The sequence below is a fragment of the Kitasatospora aureofaciens genome, from assembly GCF_001188955.3.
Classification (GTDB): domain Bacteria; phylum Actinomycetota; class Actinomycetes; order Streptomycetales; family Streptomycetaceae; genus Kitasatospora; species Kitasatospora aureofaciens.
On the sequence record NZ_JPRF03000041.1, the window covers coordinates 41,566 to 61,152 of the forward strand.

General features: G+C 70.7%; 15 protein-coding genes and 1 rRNA gene. 13 read left to right on the forward strand and 3 right to left on the reverse strand.

Annotated elements, in window-relative coordinates; all coding sequences use genetic code 11:
- Positions 1–185: 185 nt before the first annotated feature.
- Together HS99_RS25900 and HS99_RS25905 are read right to left on the reverse strand one after the other, a co-directional pair.
- On the reverse strand, positions 186–1,580 hold the full coding sequence (locus HS99_RS25900; RefSeq protein ID WP_030290419.1) for an aspartate aminotransferase family protein: 1,395 nt from the start codon (positions 1,578–1,580) through the stop codon (positions 186–188).
- The gene (locus tag HS99_RS25905) at positions 1,577–2,113 is read right to left on the reverse strand and encodes an Lrp/AsnC family transcriptional regulator (RefSeq protein ID WP_063736546.1); all 537 of its coding nucleotides are present in this window, start codon (positions 2,111–2,113) and stop codon (positions 1,577–1,579) included. Before HS99_RS25905 ends, HS99_RS25900 begins: the two co-directional genes overlap by 4 nt.
- A 187-nt stretch (positions 2,114–2,300) precedes the next feature.
- Here HS99_RS25905 and HS99_RS25910 point away from each other — a divergent pair, with 187 nt between their 5' ends.
- The 3 genes from HS99_RS25910 (at position 2,301) to HS99_RS25920 (ending at position 6,604) form a co-directional block, all read left to right on the forward strand.
- On the forward strand, positions 2,301–3,794 hold the full coding sequence (locus tag HS99_RS25910; protein WP_046386607.1) for a gamma-aminobutyraldehyde dehydrogenase: 1,494 nt from the start codon (positions 2,301–2,303) through the stop codon (positions 3,792–3,794).
- A gap of 183 nt (positions 3,795–3,977) precedes the next feature.
- Positions 3,978–5,336: an aspartate aminotransferase family protein gene (locus HS99_RS25915; protein WP_030290421.1), complete on the forward strand. Its 1,359-nt coding sequence runs from the start codon at positions 3,978–3,980 to the stop codon at positions 5,334–5,336.
- Between the two features lie 65 nt (positions 5,337–5,401).
- Entirely contained in the window at positions 5,402–6,604 is a 1,203-nt protein-coding gene (locus HS99_RS25920) for a polyamine ABC transporter substrate-binding protein (RefSeq protein ID WP_046386608.1), read from the forward strand.
- 3 nt (positions 6,605–6,607) lie between these two features.
- Here HS99_RS25920 and HS99_RS25925 read toward each other — a convergent pair whose 3' ends face one another.
- Positions 6,608–8,263 (reverse strand): PucR family transcriptional regulator, encoded by a 1,656-nt coding sequence (locus tag HS99_RS25925; protein WP_030290423.1) that lies wholly within the window; start codon positions 8,261–8,263, stop codon positions 6,608–6,610.
- Positions 8,264–8,536: 273 nt separating this feature from the next.
- Between HS99_RS25925 and HS99_RS25930 the strand changes: the two genes are divergently transcribed.
- The 10 genes from HS99_RS25930 to HS99_RS25975 all read left to right on the forward strand — a co-directional run.
- Complete coding sequence (locus HS99_RS25930) at positions 8,537–10,048, forward strand: gamma-aminobutyraldehyde dehydrogenase (RefSeq protein WP_030290424.1); 1,512 nt, start codon at positions 8,537–8,539, stop codon at positions 10,046–10,048.
- Positions 10,049–10,101: 53 nt separating this feature from the next.
- Positions 10,102–11,361, forward strand: coding sequence for a polyamine ABC transporter substrate-binding protein (locus HS99_RS25935; RefSeq protein ID WP_078867725.1), 1,260 nt, complete (start codon positions 10,102–10,104; stop codon positions 11,359–11,361).
- A gap of 49 nt (positions 11,362–11,410) precedes the next feature.
- Entirely contained in the window at positions 11,411–12,550 is a 1,140-nt protein-coding gene (locus HS99_RS25940; RefSeq protein WP_030290426.1) for an ABC transporter ATP-binding protein, read from the forward strand.
- On the forward strand, positions 12,547–13,476 hold the full coding sequence (locus HS99_RS25945; protein ID WP_030290427.1) for an ABC transporter permease: 930 nt from the start codon (positions 12,547–12,549) through the stop codon (positions 13,474–13,476). Before HS99_RS25940 ends, HS99_RS25945 begins: the two co-directional genes overlap by 4 nt.
- A complete protein-coding gene (locus HS99_RS25950) occupies positions 13,476–14,279 on the forward strand; it encodes an ABC transporter permease (RefSeq protein WP_030290428.1) in 804 nt (267 codons plus the stop codon). The genes HS99_RS25945 and HS99_RS25950 overlap by 1 nt, the downstream gene beginning before the upstream one ends.
- A gap of 61 nt (positions 14,280–14,340) precedes the next feature.
- On the forward strand, positions 14,341–15,735 hold the full coding sequence (locus HS99_RS25955) for an NAD(P)/FAD-dependent oxidoreductase (RefSeq protein WP_030557934.1): 1,395 nt from the start codon (positions 14,341–14,343) through the stop codon (positions 15,733–15,735).
- A gap of 123 nt (positions 15,736–15,858) precedes the next feature.
- The gene (locus HS99_RS25960) at positions 15,859–16,290 is read left to right on the forward strand and encodes a bifunctional DNA primase/polymerase (RefSeq protein ID WP_030557933.1); all 432 of its coding nucleotides are present in this window, start codon (positions 15,859–15,861) and stop codon (positions 16,288–16,290) included.
- Positions 16,291–16,353: 63 nt separating this feature from the next.
- Positions 16,354–17,118: a nucleotidyl transferase AbiEii/AbiGii toxin family protein gene (locus HS99_RS25965; protein ID WP_030557931.1), complete on the forward strand. Its 765-nt coding sequence runs from the start codon at positions 16,354–16,356 to the stop codon at positions 17,116–17,118.
- A gap of 236 nt (positions 17,119–17,354) precedes the next feature.
- Positions 17,355–18,878: a CoA-acylating methylmalonate-semialdehyde dehydrogenase gene (locus HS99_RS25970; protein WP_030290432.1), complete on the forward strand. Its 1,524-nt coding sequence runs from the start codon at positions 17,355–17,357 to the stop codon at positions 18,876–18,878.
- Between the two features lie 642 nt (positions 18,879–19,520).
- A 16S ribosomal RNA gene (locus HS99_RS25975) occupies positions 19,521–19,587 on the forward strand; the annotation flags it as partial.

A 19,587-nucleotide genomic window follows, 5' to 3' on the forward strand; every position in this document is an offset into this window, starting at 1 on the left:
CAGATTAGAACGACCGGGGCCGGTCGCGGTTGCGGCGCTCTGGGCCATCACGGGCAAATCACCCGCATTCAGGCATGTTTGGTCGTACGACTGTGATGTTCGGCAGTGGTGGCGCGAACGCCGAAGGGCGGCCCCGCGGGAGCGGGACCGCCCTTCGGCGGAGGGTGGGGAAGGGGCTCAGGGGATCAGAGCTTCGCCCACGCGTCGGTGAGGCTGGTCCGCAGGATCTGCTCGATCTCGTCGAAGGTCGACTGGTCGGAGATCAGCGGCGGGGCCAGCTGGACGACCGGGTCGCCACGGTCGTCGGCGCGGCAGTACAGGCCGTTGTCGAAGAGCGCCTTCGAGAGGAAGCCGTAGAGCACGCGCTCGGTCTCCTCGTCGTTGAAGGTCTCCTTGGTGACCTTGTCCTTCACGAGCTCGATGCCGTAGAAGTAGCCGTTGCCGCGGACGTCGCCGACGATCGGCAGGTCGCGCAGCTTGCTCAGGGTGCCCAGGAACGCCGACTCGTTGTCGAGCACGTGCTGGTTCAGGCCCTCGCGCTCGAAGATGTCGAGGTTGGCGAGCGCCACGGCCGAGGAGACCGGGTGGCCGGCGAAGGTGTAGCCGTGCAGGAAGGTGTTGTCACCCTTGTAGAACGGCTCGGCGATGCGGTCGGAGATGATCGTGGCGCCGATCGGGGAGTAGCCCGAGGTCATGCCCTTGGCGCAGGTGATCATGTCCGGCACGTAGCCGAACTTGTCGGCGCCGAACATGGTGCCGAGGCGGCCGAAGGCGCAGATGACCTCGTCCGAGACCAGCAGCACGTCGTGGCGGTCGCAGATCTCGCGCAGGCGCTGGAAGTACCCGGGCGGCGGCGGGAAGCAGCCGCCGGCGTTCTGCACCGGCTCGACGAAGACGGCGGCGACGGTCTCGGGGCCCTCGAAGAGGATGGCCTCCTCGACCTGGTCGGCGCACCAGCGGCCGTACGCCTCGGGGTCGACGGTGCCGTCGGGGCCCTCCAGGTAGTGCGGGGCGCGGTAGATGTTGGTGTTCGGGGCCTTGTGGGTGCCCGGCACCAGCGGCTCGAACGGGGCCTTGAGGCCCGGCAGGCCGGTGATGGACAGCGCGCCCTGGGGGGTGCCGTGGTACGCGATGGCGCGGGAGATGACCTTGTACTTGGTCGGCTTGCCGATCAGCTTGAAGTACTGCTTGGCCAGCTTCCAGGCGGTCTCGACGGCCTCGCCGCCACCGGTGGAGAAGAAGACCTTGTTCAGGTCGCCCGGGGCGTAGTTGGCCAGGCGCTCGGCCAGCTCGACGGCCTTGGGGTGCGCGTAGCTCCAGATCGGGAAGAACGCGAGTTCCTTGGCCTGCTTGGCGGCGACCTCGGCGAGCTCGGTGCGGCCGTGACCGGCCTGCACGACGAACAGGCCGGCCAGCCCGTCGATGTACTTCCGGCCCTTGTCGTCCCAGATGTACGTGCCCTCGCCCTTGACGATGGTGGGCACGGGGGAGTTCTCGTACGACGACATGCGGGTGAAGTGCATCCACAGGTGGTCGTAGGCGGTCTTGGAAAGGTCCTTCTGCGCCGGGTCGGCTGTCATCGGGTGCCCCAGGTGTAGGTCTGTTTCCGGAGCTTCAGGTAAACGAAGCTCTCGGTGCTCCGCACGCCGGGAAGCGCGCGGATGCGCTTGTTGATCAGTTCGAGCAGGTGCTCGTCGTCCTCGCAGACCAGTTCGGCCAGGAGGTCGAACGAGCCTGCGGTGCAGACGACGTAGTCGACCTCGTCGAGGGCGGCCAGCGCGTCGGCGACGGGTTCGATGTCGCCCTCGACCCGGATGCCGACCATCGCCTGGCGGGTGAAGCCGACGGTGAGCGGGTCCGTGACGGCGACGATCTGCATCACGCCTTGGTCGAGCAGCTTCTGGACGCGTTGCCGTACGGCCGCCTCGGACAGGCCGACGGCCTTGCCGATGGCGGCGTACGGGCGGCGCCCGTCCTCCTGGAGCTGCTCGATGATCGCCTTGGAGGCGGCGTCGAGGGGAACGCTCGCGTTCCGGTCGCGGTTGGCCACGCGGCCACTGTGCCTGATCGTTCTTCTGTTCGCAAGCGTGGAAGCTGCTGATTTCGTCGTGATCTTGGAAATCGCATACGGATTTCATCGCCCATGAGCGATGTACCTGTCGATACCGGCAGTGTTGCGGCTACCCTGGCACGGTACGCGCGCGCCTCCGCAGGGTGTCGCGCATTCCGCCACCAGTGGACCGCGCCGTTTCGGGGCCGGCCACTCGGCGCCCTTCGTAGGCCGCAACCGCCGACGTACCATGGCGCCGGAATCTGCAACGCCGCAGGCCCAGACCGAGGAGAGACCCGTGAGCGACCTTCGTACGCTGCGCAACTACATCAATGGTGAGTTCGTCGACGCGGCAGACGGCCGCACGCTCGACATCGTCGATCCGACCACCGGCGAGGTGTACGCGACGTCGCCGCTGTCCGGTGCCGCTGACGTGGACGCGGCCATGGCCTCGGCCGCCGCCGCGTTCCCGGTCTGGCGCGACGCCACGCCGAGCACCCGGCAGAAGCTGCTGCTGAAGATCGCCGACGCGATCGAGGCCCGGGCCGACGAGATCGTCGACGCCGAGGTGCGCAACACCGGCAAGCCCCGCGCGCTGACCCTCTCCGAGGAGATCGGCCCGATGGTCGACCAGATCCGCTTCTTCGCCGGTGCCGCCCGCCTGCTGGAGGGCAAGGCCGCCGGTGAGTACATGGACGGGATGACCTCGATCATCCGCCGCGAGCCGGTCGGCGTCTGCGCCCAGGTCGCGCCGTGGAACTACCCGATGATGATGGCGGTGTGGAAGTTCGCCCCGGCCATCGCCGCGGGCAACACCGTGGTGCTCAAGCCCTCCGACACCACCCCGGCCTCCACCGTGCTGCTGGCCGAGATCATCGGCGGCATCCTGAAGGACCTGGAGCTGCCGGTCGGCGTCTTCAACGTCATCTGCGGCGACCGCGAGACCGGCCGGCTGATGGTCGAGCACAGGACCCCGGCGATGGCCTCCATCACCGGTTCCGTCCGGGCCGGCATCCAGGTCGCCGAGTCCGCCTCCAAGGACGTCAAGCGCGTCCACCTGGAGCTGGGCGGCAAGGCCCCGGTCGTGGTCTTCGAGGACGCCGACATCGCCGAGGCCGTCGAGGGCATCTCGGTGGCGGGCTACTTCAACGCCGGCCAGGACTGCACCGCCGCCACCCGCGTGCTGGTGCACGAGTCGATCCACGACGCCTTCGTCGAGGCGCTGGCCAAGGCCGCGGCCGAGACCAAGACCGGCGGCGTGGACGACGAGGACGTGCTGTACGGCCCGCTGAACAACGCCAACCAGCTGAAGCAGGTCGCCGGCTTCATCGAGCGCCTTCCCGCCCACGCCAAGGTCGAGGCCGGTGGCCACCGGGTCGGCGACAAGGGCTACTTCTACGCTCCGACCGTCGTCTCCGGGCTGAACCAGGACGACGAGATCATCCAGAACGAGGTCTTCGGCCCGGTCATCACCGTGCAGAAGTTCACCGACGAGGACCAGGCCGTCGAGTACGCCAACGGCGTCGAGTTCGCGCTGGCCTCATCGGTGTGGACCAAGGACCACGCCCGCGCCATGCGGATGTCGCGCCGCCTGGACTTCGGCTGCGTCTGGATCAACACCCACATCCCGCTGGTCGCCGAGATGCCGCACGGCGGCTTCAAGAAGTCCGGCTACGGCAAGGACCTGTCGTCGTACGGCTTCGAGGACTACACCCGGGTGAAGCACGTCATGACCGCGATCTAGCGGGTCGCGACCACCGAGCGCAGAACGACGGCCGTCCGAGCCGTCCAGGTTCGTACGAACCGACCACGGGCCCGGGGCTCTTCCGCCCCGGGCCCTGTCGCTTTGCATCCTGTCGGCGCGCCGTGCGACCGGCTGACAAGATGAACCTGCACTTCCCGGTCGGCCCGTCCTAGCCTTACCGGCATGAGCATCCCCACCGCTGACTCAGCCGCCGGCCAGGCCGTCAAGGCCGCCGACCGCGCGCACGTCTTCCACTCGTGGTCCGCCCAGGCGCTGATCGACCCCCTCGCGGTGGCCGGCGCCGAGGGCTCGTACTTCTGGGACTACGACGGCAACCGCTACCTCGACTTCTCCTCGCAGCTGGTCAACACCAACATCGGCCACCAGCACCCGAAGGTGGTCGCCGCGATCCAGGAGCAGGCGGCGAAGCTCTGCACCATCGCCCCCGGCTTCGCGGTCGAGTCGCGCAGCGAGGCGGCCCGGCTGATCGCCGAGCGCACCCCCGGCGACCTGGACAAGATCTTCTTCACCAACGGCGGCGCCGAGGCCGTGGAGAACGCCATCCGGCTGGCCCGGCTGCACACCGGCCGGCAGAAGGTGCTGTCCACGTACCGCTCGTACCACGGCGCCACCGCCAACGCGATCGCCCTCACCGGCGACCCGCGGCGCTGGGCCAACGAGACCGGCGTCTCCGGGGTGGTGCACTTCTGGGGCCCGTACGCCTACCGCTCCAACTTCCACGCCGAGAACGAGGCGCAGGAGTGCGAGCGGGCGCTGGAGCACCTGGAGCAGGTGATCGCCTTCGAGGGGCCGGGCACCGTCGCGGCGGTCATCCTGGAGACGGTGGTCGGCACCGCGGGCGTTCTGGTCCCGCCGCCGGGATACCTGGCCGGGGTGCGGGAGATCTGCGACCGCTACGGGATCGTGTTCATCCTGGACGAGGTGATGGCCGGCTTCGGCCGCACCGGTGAGTGGTTCGCCGCCGACCACTGGGGCGTCGTGCCGGACCTCATGACCTTCGCCAAGGGCGTCAACTCGGGCTACGTCCCGCTGGGCGGGGTGGCGATCAGCGCCGAGATCGCCGCCACCTTCGCCGAGCGGCCGTTCCCCGGCGGGCTCACCTACTCCGGGCACCCGCTGGCCTGCGCCTCGGCGGTGGCCACCATCAACGCGATGGCGGAGGAGGGCATCGTCGAGAACGCCAAGCACATCGGCGAGACGGTGCTCGGCCCCGGCCTGCGCGAGCTGGCCGAGCGGCACCCCTCGATCGGCGAGGTGCGCGGCCTCGGCGTGTTCTGGGCGCTCGACCTGGTCAAGGACCGGGAGACCCGCGAGCCGCTGGTGCCGTACAACGCCGCGGGCGCCGACAACGCACCGATGGCCGAGCTGGCCGCGGCCTGCAAGCAGCGCGGGCTCTGGCCGTTCGTCAACATGAACCGCTTCCACGTCGTCCCGCCGTGCACCGTCACCGAGGAGGAGGCCAAGGCCGGCCTCGCGGTGCTGGACGAGGTGCTGTCGCTCACCGACGCGCACACTGTCTGACGTACCTCCCAGGACGGCCCCGGGCACGGCGTGTCCGGGGCCCTCCCACGTTCCGGAAGGCCCCCATGTCCAGCAGCACCACTCTGACCCGACGCCCGACCGACTCCCGTACGCTGCACCGACGTTCGCTGCTCGGCGGCGCCGCGCTGCTCGGCGCCGGCACCCTGGCCGGCTGCGGCATCCCGTCCGCGTACGTCGCCGAGGACCGCCGCTCGGCGCCGGACCGCTCGGAGCGCGACAAGCGGCTGAACTTCTCCAACTGGACCCAGTACATCGACACCGACGACCAGGGCGGGCGCCCGACCCTGGACGCCTTCACCGAGAAGACCGGGATCGCGGTCACCTACACCGAGGACATCAACGACAACGACGAGTTCTTCGGCAAGATCAGCCCGGTGCTCACCCAGGGCGCCGACCCGGGCCGGGACCTGATGGTGATCAGCGACTGGATGGCCGGCCGGTACGTCTCGCTCGGCTGGGTGCAGGCGATGGACCGGGACAACCTGCCCAACGTCACCGCCAACCTGGACCCGCAGCTGGCGAACCCGGTCTTCGACCCGGGCCGCCGGCGCAGCGTGCCCTGGCAGTCCGGGATCACCGGCATCGCGTACAACCGCAAGGCGCTCGGCCGGGAACTCCAGTCCACCGCCGACCTGTGGGCACCCGACCTCAAGGGCCGGATCACCCTGTTCGCCGGGCTGGACGAGGCGCTCGGGCTGCTGATGCTCTCCCAGGGCGCGGACATCGCGCGGTTCAGCGACGACGACGCGCACCGGGCGATGGACCTGGTGCAGAAGATGGTCGACACCGGCCACGTCCGCCGCTTCACCGGCAACGACTACACCGGCGACCTCGCCTCCGGCGCCGCGGTCGCCTGCCAGGCCTACTCGGGCGACGCCGTCCAGCTCACCGCCGAGAACCCGGACATCGCCTTCGTCGTACCGGAGGAGGGCGGCGAACTGTGGGCGGAGAGCCTGATGATCCCCAACCGGGCCGTCCACAAGCGCAATGCCGAGCTGCTGGTCGACTACTACTACCAGCCCGAGGTCGCCGCCGAACTCGCCGCGGCCGTCCAGTACATCTGCCCGGTGCCGGCCGCCCGTGAGGTGCTGGCGGACAGCGGGGACAAGGACAAGGCCGAACTCGCCGAGAACCCGCTGGTGTTCCCGACCGCGGAGATGCGCGCCCGGCTGCACGGCATGCGCGACGTCACCTCGGCCGAGCGGCCGGAGCTGCACAAGGTCTGGGGGCGCATCACCGGGGTGTGACGCTCACCTGCGGACGGCGTCCAGCGCGAGCAGCGCCACGTGCAGGGACAGGCAGGACTCCACCTGGTCGAGGTCGACGCCCAGGATCCGTTCGACCTTGTGCAGCCGGTCGTAGAAGGAAGGCCGGGACAGGTGGGCGGCGTCGGCCGCCGCCGACTTGTTCCGGCCGTGCTCCAGGTAGATCCGCAGCATCTGCACCAACTGGCCGTTGTGCTCGGCGTCGTGGGCCAGCAGCGGTCCCAACTCGCGCTCCACGTACGTCTGCAGGCGGGCGTCGTCGCGCAGCAGGTGGAGCAGGCCGCGCAACCGCACGTCCGGCAGCCGGTAGTAGGAGGCGGTGCGGCCGCCACCGGGCGCGTCGTGCAGGGCCGCGTCGGCGACCTGGGCGGCCTCCAGCAGGGTGCGCCGGGCGTCGCGGACCGAGCCGACCGAGGAGCCGACCGCGACCACCGGGCCCGGGGCGTCGGCGCCCTCCCGGCCGGCCTCGGCGGACATCCGGCGCAGGGTGGCCGAGAAGGCGTCCAGCGCGACGTGCTCGTCCTGCTGGGCGCCGAGCGCGATCAGCAGGCCGACGCCCTCGTCGTCCAGCGCGCCGACCAGGGCGGAGAGCCGGCAGGCCCGCACAGCGCCGGCCGCCAGCTCGGTGAAGTCGCGCAGCCGGGCCTGGGCCTCCAGCGCGGCCGGGATCGGCCCGCGGCGCTGGCGCAGCACCACGCCGACCAGCCGTCGGCCGTCCAGCGGGACACCGAGGGCCTGGGCGCGCAGGGCCACCTCGGAGACGGTCAGCGCGTGGGTCAGGATGCCGGAGAGCAGGGTGCGGTGGGTCTGCCGCTCCAGGCTCTCCCGGTCGCGCACCACCAGCCGGTTGAGCGCCAGCGCGGAGGCGCCGCGCTCCAGCAGCATGGCGTGGGGGTGCGGCTCGCCCTCCGGCAGCGGGCCCGGCTCCTGGACCAGCACCAGCCGACCCCAGTCCTGGCCGCGGGCGCCGACGGTGGTGACCAGCCAGCCGCTGCGCGGGTCGTGGCCGGTGCGGCCGGGCGGGCGGACCCCGCGCGAGCGGCGCTCCCAGTCCTCCAGCAGCTCGGCCTCCGGGCGTCCGGCGGTGTCGTGGGCGAGCACCTGGTGGGCGAGGTTCTCCAGGACCACCGGCGCGCCGGCCATCCGGGCCACCTGGCGGATCACCTCGGGCGGTTCGGCGCCCTCCACCACCAGCTCGTTGAAGACCTGGTGGACCGACTCGGAGATCCGCAGCTGCTCCAGCTGGGCGTTGACCACCAGGGCGTGGACGGCCTCGGTGACGGCGACGAAGCGCACCTCGCGGCGGAGCGTGACCAGCGGCAGCCCGCGCTGCTCGGCGGCGTGCACCAGGGCGCGCGGCAGCGAGTCGAAGTAGCGCCGCCCGAACTCGACCACCAGCCCGGCCACGCCGACCTCGTCCAGGTCGCGGACGTAGCGGGCCAGGCCCTCGCGGTCCTCGGGCAGCGCGATGCCCGTGGTCAGCACCAGCTCGCCGCCCTGGAGCATCCCGGCGACGTCGGGAAGTTCGCTGACGTGGACCCAGCGGACCGGTCGTTCCAGGTGGTCGGCGCCGGCCACCACCTGGGGCAGACCGCGCCGCATCACCTCCAGGTCGAGCACTCGGGCGACGGTGGGGAGCATCGCGGGCCTCCGGGGCGGAAGGAGGGGGCGGGATTCAGGGGCGTCGGGGACCCAGGGGTACACAGGGTGTCAGGTGAATCATGCACCGTCCCGACGACTTGTCGCCCTGCGAGAACCCTTGCACTCTGTAAGGCCCTTCGCGCCGAGGCTGGCGAAGTGACCCTTGTCACGTCAACCCCGCAATTGGCAAGGTCAGCGGGACCGCAGACCCCCACTGCGGAAGCGTTTCGCCGCGGCGCGCGGTCGAACCGCCGGCACTTGGAGGAACCCCAGATGGACCTGACCGACTTCGGCGCGGGCGCGCAGTACATCGCGGGCCGCCAGACCCGCGGCAGCGGCGAGCCCTTCCAGGTCGTCAACCCCGCCGACGGCAGCGTGGTCGAGCAGGTCGCGCTGGCCACCGCCGCCGACGTGGACACCGCCGTCGCCGCCGCGAGGGCCGCCCTGCCCGGCTGGTCCTCCGCCACCCCGGGCGCACGGTCGGAGGCGCTGACCCGGTTGGCCGCCGTACTGGCCGACGCGGCGGACGACCTCGCCCGGGTGGAGACCGCGCAGACCGGCAAGCCGGTGAAGCTGGCCACCGAGTTCGACGTCCCCGGCACCGTCGACAACGCCGCCTTCTTCGCCGGCGCCGCCCGCAACCTGGAGGGCAAAGCGGCCGGGGAGTACTCCGGCGACCACACCTCCTACGTGCGGCGCGAGGCGATCGGCGTGGTGGGCTCGATCTCGCCGTGGAACTACCCGCTGCAGATGGCCGCCTGGAAGATCCTCCCGGCGATCGCGGCGGGCAACACCATCGTGCTCAAGCCGGCCGAGCTGACCCCGCTGACCTCCCTGATGTTCGCCCGGGCCTGCACCGAGGCGGGCATCCCGGACGGCGTGGTCAACGTGGTCACCGGCGCCGGGCGCACGGCCGGCGAGCACCTGGTCTCCCACCCCGGCGTCGCGATGGTCTCCTTCACCGGCTCCACCGCCGTCGGGAAGCGGGTCGCCGAACTCGCCACCGCGAGCGTCAAGCGCACCCACCTGGAGCTCGGTGGCAAGGCGCCGTTCGTGGTCTTCGACGACGCCGACCTGGACGCCGCGGTGCACGGCGCCGTCGCCGCCTCGCTGATCAACGGCGGCCAGGACTGCACCGCCGCCACCCGCGCCTACGTCCAACGCCCGCTCTACGACGCCTTCGTGGCCGGGGTCGCCGAGCTGTACGCGGCGATCCGGATCGGCGACCCGCGCGACCCCCGCACCGACCTCGGCCCGCTGGTCTCGTACGCCCACCGGGACCGGGTGGCCGGCTTCGTGGAGCGCGCCCGCTCCTACGCCACCGTGGTCACCGGCGGCCCCGCGCCCGCCAAGGGCCACGACGGCAGCGACCTCACCCGGGGCGCCTACTTCGCGCCCACCCTGATCACCGGCGCGGCCCAGGACAGCGAGGTGGTCCAGGGCGAGGTCTTCGGCCCGGTGCTGGTGGTGCTGCCCTTCGACGGCGACGACGAGGGCCTGCGGCTGGCCAACGACACCCCGTACGGCCTGGCCGCCTCCGCCTGGACGGGCAACGTCCACCGTTCGCTGCGCGCCACCCGGGAGATCGCCGCCGGGTGCGTCTGGGTCAACGACCACATCCCGATCATCAGCGAGATGCCGCACGGCGGCTACAAGGCGTCCGGCTACGGCAAGGACATGTCCCAGTACTCGCTGGACGAGTACACCCAGGTCAAGCACGTCATGTTCGACACCACCGCGGTCGCCCGCAAGGACTGGCACCGCACCGTCTTCGGAGACCGATAACCCCTACGGCCGGGTGCTCCCCCCACGCACCCCGTCTTCCCCAGGAGGCCCGCATGGCGTTCAAGGCGTTCAACGAGCTCACCGACGGTCTGCCCGAACCGGTCCGCAGGGCCTGGGAACGCAGTCTGACCAGTGGTCGGGCAGCGGTCGGCCGCCGCACCCTGCTGCGCGCCGCCGCGCTGACCGCCGGAGCGGGCACCCTGGCCGCCTGCGGCATCCCCGCGGCACCCCGGGCGACCGGCGACTCGACCGCCAACGCCGCCAAGGACCTCTCGGACAGCGAGAAGGAGGTCGACTTCTCCAACTGGCCGCTGTACGTGGACACCGACGAGAAGGACAAGGAGAAGCACGGCACCCTGGACGCCTTCACCGCGGCCACCGGTATCAAGGTCAAGTACAACGAGGACGTCAACGACAACGTCGAGTTCTTCGGCAAGGTCAAGCCGCAGCTGGCGGCCGGCGAGGACACCGGCCGCGACCTGGTGGTGCTCACCGACTGGATGGCCGCCCGGCTGATCCGGCTCGGCTGGGCGCAGAAGCTGAACCCGGCGAACGTCACCACCGCGATCACCAACGTCGAGGCCCGCTTCCGCGCCCCCGACTGGGACCCCGGCCGGCTCTACACCTACCCCTGGGCCGGCATCCAGACCGTCGTCGCCTACAACCGGAAGGCGACCAGGGGCAAGGAGGTCACCAGCGTCTCCCAGCTGCTGGACGACCCGGACCTCAAGGGCCGGGTCACCTTCCTCTCCGAGATGCGCGACAGCATCGGGATGGTCCTGCTGGACATGGGCAAGGACCCGGCGAAGTTCACCGCCGACGACTACGACGCCGCGATCGCCCGCCTGCAGAAGGCCGTCGACGGCAAGCAGATCCGCCGCTTCACCGGCAACGACTACGGCCAGGAGCTGTCCTCCGGGGACATCGCCGCCTGCGTCGCCTGGGGCGGCGACCTGATCCAACTGCGCGCCGACAACCCGGACATCGAGTTCGCCATCCCCGAGAAGGGCTACCTCGCCTCGACCGACAACATGCTGGTCCCGGCCAAGGCACGGCACAAGACGAACGCGGAAAAGCTGATCGACTTCTACTATCAGCCGAAGATCGCGGCGCAGCTGGTCGCGGGCATCGGCTTCGTCTCCGCCGTCACCGGGATGAAGGACGAGCTCGCCGCCCTCGCCCCGGACAGCGCGGCCAACCCGCTGGTCGTACCCACCCCCGAGATGGCGGCCAAGGCGCACGTGTTCCGAACCCTCACCGAGGGCGAGGAGAGCGAGTTCGAGCAGAAGTTCTCCAAGCTCATCGGCGCCTGACCCCCTCGGTAAACAAACACTGCCGGCAGAAAGACCCAGGAAGACACCCATGACAGACCAGCTGCGCGACGCGACCGGCGGCGACGTACGCCTCACCGGCATCGGCAAGACGTACGGCTCGTTCACCGCCGTCCACCCGCTCGACCTGACCGTCCCCCAGGGCTCCTTCTTCGCCCTGCTCGGCGCCTCCGGCTGCGGCAAGACCACCACCCTGCGCATGATCGCCGGCCTGGAGGAGCCCACCAGCGGCACCGTCCTGATCGGCGGCCAGGACGTCACCGCCCTGCCCCCGTACAAGCGGCCGGTGAACACCGTCTTCCAGAGCTACGCGCTCTTCCCGCACCTGGACATCTTCGAGAACGTCGCCTTCGGCCTGCGCCGGCGCGGGAAGAAGGACGTCAAGAAGCAGGTCGACGAGATGCTGGAGCTGGTCGAACTCGGCCAGTACGCCCGGCGCAAGCCGCACCAGCTCTCCGGCGGCCAGCAGCAGCGCGTCGCGGTCGCCCGCGCGCTGATCAACCACCCCCAGGTGCTGCTGCTGGACGAGCCGCTCGGCGCCCTCGACCTCAAGCTGCGCCGCCAGATGCAGCTGGAACTCAAGCGGATCCAGACCGAGGTCGGCATCACCTTCGTGCACGTCACCCACGACCAGGAGGAGGCCATGACCATGGCCGACACCATCGCGGTGATGAACGGCGGCCGGGTCGAGCAACTGGGGGCGCCCGCCGAACTGTACGAGAACCCCGCCACCACCTTCGTGGCCAACTTCCTCGGCCAGTCCAACCTGCTGCCCGCCGAGGTCACCGGCGGCGCGGGCGAGGACCTGCTGGTCTCCGTGGCCGGCACCCGCCTCGCGGTGCCGAGGGCGCGCTGCGCCACCGGGGCCGAGCGGGTCCACCTGGGCGTGCGTCCGGAGAAGATCACCATCACCCATGCCACCGAGCAGGTCGCCGAGGGCCGCAACAAGCTGGCCGGCACCGTCCTCGACTCCAGCTTCATCGGAGTCTCCACCCAGTACGTGGTGCGCACCGACGGCGGCCAGGAGGTCACCGTCTTCGAGCAGAACATGGAGCGCGACGCCCGCATCGTCCCCGGCGCAGCCGTGCAGCTGCACTGGAACCCGGCGCACTCCTTCGCCCTGGACGCCGCGCAGGCGATCGACGCGGGCACCGCGGAGGAGGCCGCGTGACCACCACCGCCCCGGCCGCGCCGTCGCAGGCCGTCCCGCTGGAGCCGGCCGAACGGAAGCCGAAGCGCAAGCTCACCCCGTACTGGCTGCTGCTGCCCGGCATCGTCTGGCTGGTCGTCTTCTTCGCCGTGCCGATGCTGTACCAGGGGTCCACCTCGCTGCAGACCGGCTCGCTCGAAGAGGGCTTCAAGGTCACCTGGCACTTCTCGACCTACTGGGACGCCGTGGTCGAGTACAAGTGGCACTTCGTCCGCTCGTTCTCCTACGCGGCCGTCGCCACCGTGCTCTGCCTGGTCATCGGCTACCCGCTGGCGTACACCATCGCCTTCAAGGCGAACCGGCGCTGGCGCAACGTCATCCTGATCCTGGTCATCGCGCCGTTCTTCACCAGCTTCCTGATCCGCACGCTGGCCTGGAAGACCATCCTGTCCGACGGCGGCCCGGTGGTCGGCGCGCTCAACGCCCTGCACGTCCTGGACGTCACCAACGCGCTCGGGCTCACCTCCGGCGACCGGGTGCTCGCCACCCCGCTCGCCGTGGTCTGCGGCCTGACCTACAACTTCCTGCCGTTCATGATCCTGCCGCTGTACACCTCGCTGGAGCGGATCGACCCCCGGCTGCACGAGGCGGCCGGCGACCTCTACGCCCGGCCGTTCACCACCTTCCGCAAGGTCACCTTCCCGATCTCGCTGCCGGGGGTGGTCGCGGGCACCCTGCTGACCTTCATCCCGGCCTCCGGCGACTACATCAACGCCCAGCTGCTGGGCTCGCCGAGCGAGCAGATGGTCGGCAACGGCATCCAGAAGCAGTTCCTGAACGTGCTCGACTACCCCACGGCGGCCGCGCTGAGCTTCGTCCTGATGGCCCTGATCCTGGGCATGGTGACGGTCTACATGCGCAAGGCCGGGACGGAGGAACTGGTCTGATGTCCCGCATCCTGAAGTGGGTCCGCGCCCACCTGGTCGTCCTGGCCGGCCTGCTGGCCCTCGCCTACCTGGTGCTGCCCAACCTGGTCGTGCTGGCCTTCTCGTTCAACAAGCCGGTCGGCAAGTTCAACTACGAGTGGAACGAGTTCTCCACCGACGCCTGGACCAACCCCTGCGGCGTCGCCGACATGTGCCAGTCGCTCTCGCTCAGCCTGCGGATCGCGGTGCTCGCCACCGTCGGCGCCACCGTGCTCGGCACCATGGTCGCCTTCGCGCTGGCCCGCTACCGCTTCCGCGGCCGCTCGGCCACCACCGCGATGATCTTCCTGCCGATGGCCATGCCCGAGGTGGTCATGGCCGCCTCGCTGGGAACACTGTTCCTCAACATGCGCATCCCCTTCGGCTTCACCACCATCCTCATCGCGCACATCATGTTCTGCCTCAGCTTCGTGGTGACGGCGGTCAAGGCGCGCGTGATGAGCATGGACCCGAGGCTCGAACAGGCCGCCCAGGACCTCTACGCGACCCCCACCCAGACCTTCCTGCGGGTCACCCTGCCGCTGGCCGCCCCCGGCATCGCCGCCGGAGCGCTGCTCAGCTTCGCGCTCTCCTTCGACGACTTCATCATCACCCAGTTCAACTCGGGCCCGACCACGGTCACCTTCCCGATGTTCGTCTGGGGCGCCTCGCAGCGTGGCATCCCGGTGCAGGTGAACGTCATCGGCACCGCGATGTTCGTCGCCGCGGTCGCACTGACCGTCGCGGGCCAGTGGCTGGGAAACCGCCGGAAGGCCACCGCCTGACGCACGGTCGGTCAGCGGTGGCCCCCACCTCCATCTATCCGTAGAAAGTGGCTGATAATGCATGGACTCCGCCCGCGCACTCAGTGACGCCAGGCCCACCCCGTTCTGGCTGGAGGACCCCGGCCGGCCGCAGGCGCTGCCCGCCCTGGTCGGCGACGCCACCTGCGACCTGCTGGTCGTCGGCGGCGGCTACTCCGGCCTGTGGACCGCCCTCATCGCCAAGGAACGCGACCCGTCACTGGACGTCGTGCTGGTCGAGGGCAACGAGGTCGGGTGGGCCGCGTCCGGGCGCAACGGCGGATTCTGCGCGGCCAGCCTCACCCACGGCTTCGGCAACGGCCTGGAGCGCTGGCCCGCCGAACTGGCCCAGCTGGAGCGCCTCGGCGCCGCCAACCTGGATGCCATCGAGGCCACCCTCAAGCGCTACGGCATCGACGCCGAATGGGAGCGCACCGGCGAGATCGACGTCGCCACCCAGCCCCACCAGGTCGAGGAACTGCACGAGATCGCCGAAGCCGTCGCCCGCTACGGCCTCGACATCACCGTCCTGGACGCCGACCAGCTGCGCGCCGAGGTGAACTCGCCGACCTTCCTCGGCGGTCTCTGGGACAAGGATGGCGTGGCGATGGTCCACCCCGCCAAGCTCGCCTGGGGCCTCAAGGAGGCCTGCCTGGGCCAGGGCGTCCGGATCTTCGAGCACACCCGGGCCACCGAGCTGCGCGAGCACGGCAGCGGCATGGCCGCCCGCACCCCGTACGGCCGGGTCTTCGCCCGCCGGGTCGCGCTCGGCACCAACGTGTTCCCGTCCCTGCTCAAGCGCGTCCGCCCGTACGTCGTGCCGGTGTACGACTACGCCCTGATGACCGAGCCGCTCAGCGACGAGCAGCTCGCCGCGATCGGCTGGCGCGGCCGGCAGGGGCTCGGCGACAGCGCCAACAAGTTCCACTACTTCCGGCTCTCCGCCGACAACCGGATCCTCTGGGGCGGCTACGACGCGGTCTACCACTACGGCGGCCACGTCCGGCACGAGTACGACCAGCGGCCGGAGACCTTCCGCACCCTGGCCACCCACTTCTTCCGCTGCTTCCCGCAGCTGGAGGGGCTGCGCTTCACCAACGCCTGGGGCGGCGCCATCGACACCTGCAGCCGGTTCTCGGCGTTCTTCGACACCGCCCACCGGGGCAAGGTCGCCTACGCCGTCGGCTACACCGGGCTCGGCGTCGGGGCCACCCGCTTCGGCGCCGAGGTGATGCTCGACCTGCTCGCCGGCGAGCGCACCGAGCGCACCTCCCTGGACATGGTGCGCTCCAAGCCGCTGCCGTTCCCGCCCGAACCGGTGCGCTGGGCCGGGATCGAGATCACCACCCGCTCGCTGGAGCGCGCCGACCGCAACGGCGGCCACCGCAACCTCTGGCTGCGCACCCTCGACCGGCTGGGGCTCGGCTTCGACAGCTGACCCCGCCGGTTCGGTCCCGCGACCCGTGTAAGAGGGACCCGCCGTCCGCCTCTCCTCGGTGACGGCGGGTCCCGGTATCCCGCCGAGCCCGACCAGTACGCCGGCGAGAAACGGGGACACGACATGGAGCGCACCGGACTGAACTGGCTCACCCAGGCGGCACCGGACCCGGAGGACCTCCGGGCGCAGTGGGAACGCACCGGGCTGGGCCTGACCCTGCTACCGGCCGGACGCCGCTGGGACGTCCTCGCCGTCCCCGGTCGGCTCGGTCGCCCGGCCCTGGACGTCCTGGACACCGCCCCCTGCGGCCCGGTCCTCACCGACTCCGGGGAGGACCACGTCAGCTTCCTGGTGCCGGTCGGCACCGCTGCCCGCTGGATCGGCACCGGCGTGCGCTGCGCGGGGGAGGGCACCTGGATCGTCGTGCCCCACCCCGGACGCGGCAGCCGCGGCGTGCGCTGGCTGGTGCCGCCCGACGGCTCCGGGCGGCTCAACGACCCGGTGCTGCTGGAGCTGGCCCTGCACGAGGAGGCGGCCGGGCTCGGCGGCTGGTAGCGGGGACTCCTGCGGTCCGCAGCCGTGGCGCGCCGGGTGGGGAGCTCGGGTCAGACTGGAGACGTGACCACCGCCCCGCACGCCGTCGACGCGTCGCTCCGACCGGGCCCCGCCCAGCTGCGCCTGGCCGCCCTGGCCGGGCCCCTCTGCACCCGGTACGGGCTGGCGCTGGCCGGTGGGCACGCGCTGCGCGCCCACGGCGTTCCGGCCTGCCCGCAGGACGGACTGACCCTGGCCACCGGCGGCGCCGACCTGCCGGAGGTGGCAGCCGCGCTGGCGGAGGCGTACCGCGCGGCGGGCGGCGGGGTCGCGGAGCGGCCCGGCACACCGCGCCTGGAGCAACTGGCCGTACGGCTGGCACTGGGCGGCCGGTCGCACTCGGTGGAGCTGCGGAAGGAGCCGCTCGCCCACCGGCCGGTCCGGCTGGACTTCGGTGTGTCCGAGCCCGGCGAGCCGCCGGTGGTCCTGCCGGTGGTCGCACTGGAGGACGCGGCGGCGCTCACCACCGCGCTGCTGGTCGACCGGGGCATGCCGCGCGACCTGATCGACGTGCACGCCCTCACCAGGAACTACCGGGAAGGCGAACTGCTCGCGCTGGCAGCCGAGTTGGACCCGGACTTCCAGCCGGACTGGCTCGCCGACCGGCTGGAGACGCTGGCCGAGGCGGCGGACGGCCGGTTCCCCGCCCGGGGCGTCGAGGCCGGGGCGGTGGAGGGGCTCAAGCGGTGGGCCCTGGCCTGGGCGCAGGACCTGCGGCTGGACCTGCTGGAGACCCAGCAGGCGGCGGACGGGCTGCACGACCCGTACCTGGAGGACGAGGAGTCCTGAGGCGACACCGAGCCGTCGGGCCCGGCGGCTTCACGCGTTCGGCGCAGCGACCGGACGACCTGTAAGGCTGAATCCGTGATCCCCGTCAGCCTGTTCGTTGAGCCGTGCCCCGGTGGCCACCACACTGGGAGACGAGCGCGGTAGCCCCGTGAATTCCCGTCGCCCGGCCCTCTCGCGGGCGGCGCCAGACCGGACCGGTGGCAGGACGCCGCCCGGGACTTCGGAGGCAGACGGACTTGAGCAAGCACATCATTCACTGGATCGGCGGCAAGCCGGTGGCCACCGCCGGTGCGGCGCCCCGTCGCGGTGACGTCTTCGACCCGGCCACCGGCCAGGTCGCCGGCCAGGTCGACTTCGCCGGGATCGCCGAGGTCGACCAGGCCGTGGCCGCCGCGGCCTCGGCCTTCACCCAGTGGCGCAACGCCTCGGTGGCCAGGCGGACCACGGTGCTCTTCGCCTTCCGCGAGCTGCTGAACGCCCGCCGGGACGAGCTGGCCTCGATCATCGTGTCCGAGCACGGCAAGGTGCACTCCGACGCGCTCGGCGAGATCGCCCGCGGCCTGGAGGTCGTCGAGTACGCCTGCGGCATCCCGCAGCTGATCAAGGGCGGCTTCACCGAGCAGGCCTCCACCGGCATCGACGTCTACTCGATCCGCCAGCCGCTCGGCCCGGTCGCGATCATCTCGCCGTTCAACTTCCCGGCCATGGTGCCGATGTGGTTCTTCCCGATCGCCATCGCGGCCGGCAACACAGTCGTGCTGAAGCCCTCGGAGAAGGACCCGTCGGCGGCCAACTTCCTGGCCGAGCTGTGGAAGGAGGCCGGGCTGCCGGACGGTGTCTTCAACGTGGTGCACGGTGACAAGGTCTCCGTCGACCGTCTGCTGGAGCACCCGGACATCAAGTCCGTCAGCTTCGTCGGCTCCACCCCGATCGCCCGCTACGTCTACGAGACCGGCACCCGCTACGGCAAGCGTGTGCAGGCCCTGGGCGGTGCCAAGAACCACATGCTGGTGCTGCCCGACGCCGACCTCGACCTGGCCGCCGACGCCGCCGTCAACGCCGGCTTCGGTGCGGCCGGCGAGCGTTGCATGGCCGTCTCCGTCCTGGTCGCCGTCGACCCGATCGGTGACGAGCTGGTCGACAAGATCAAGCAGCGGATCGCCACCCTGAAGGTCGGCCCCGGCTGCAACGGCGACTCCGAGATGGGCCCGCTGGTCACCGGCCAGCACCGCGACAAGGTCACCTCCTACGTCGAGTCCGGTGTCGCCGACGGTGCCGAACTCGCCGTGGACGGCCGCAAGCACCCGATCGCCCCCGAGGACCGGAACGGCAGCCCGACCAGCGACGGCTTCTGGCTCGGCCCCACGCTGTTCGATCACGTGAAGCCCGGCATGTCCGTCTACAACGACGAGATCTTCGGTCCGGTGCTCTCCGTCGTGCGCGTCGCCTCCTACGAGGAGGGCCTGGCGCTGATCAACGCCAACCCGTACGGCAACGGCACCGCCCTCTTCACCAACGACGGCGGCGCGGCCCGGCGCTTCCAGTTCGAGGTGGAGGTCGGCATGGTCGGCATCAACGTGCCGATCCCGGTGCCGGTCGCCTACTACTCCTTCGGCGGCTGGAAGGCCTCGCTGTTCGGCGACGCCCACGCGTACGGCCCGGACGGCGTGCAGTTCTTCACCCGGGGCAAGGCCGTCACCCAGCGCTGGCTGGACCCGTCGCACGGCGGCATCAACCTCGGCTTCCCCACCAACAGCTGAGCCCGCTGGCGAGGCCGGCCGGACCCCTCCCCGGGGGTCCGGCCGGCCCCTTCTGCACGTCGTTTGCATCCGGGAGCGGAAGCGCGTACAGTCCTTCGAGCTGCCTGGCAGGGAGCACCGGACACGCGTCTGCGCGGACGGTCCCGGGGCAGCCAATCCTCTGAAACACCACTTCCGGTTCGCGCCGGTCGTTTCGCTTTCGCGTATCGGCTCGGTGCTTATTGGGCGTGCTCGTTTTATCGGATTGCAGTCGGACTCGGCTGGATTCGCTTTTCGGAGCGGGGATCGGCTAGAGTTTGAAACGTCGGACGGGGCGTCAAGCCGCAGAAGACACCAGCGAGTTGGATGACGAAGCCCCGGAAAACGGAGCGGAAAACATCTGATAAGCTGGAAACACGAAAGAACGAAGCGCCCGGAGGGCCCGCTGGAAGGCGGTCCGAAGGAAGCGTCCGTTCCTTGAGAACTCAACAGCGTGCCAAAAGTCAACGCCAGATATGTTGACATCCCCGGCCTCGATCGTCTGATCAAGGTTGGAGATTCCTTTTGAAACAAACACTAGCGAGGACGCAGTGCGCGGGACCGCCCTATTCCGGTGGTTGCCGTGCCGCTCAACGCGGGTGTGGACCCGATTACGGGTAAACATTCACGGAGAGTTTGATCCTGGCTCAGGACGAACGCTGGCGGCGTGCTTAACACATGCAAGTCGAAC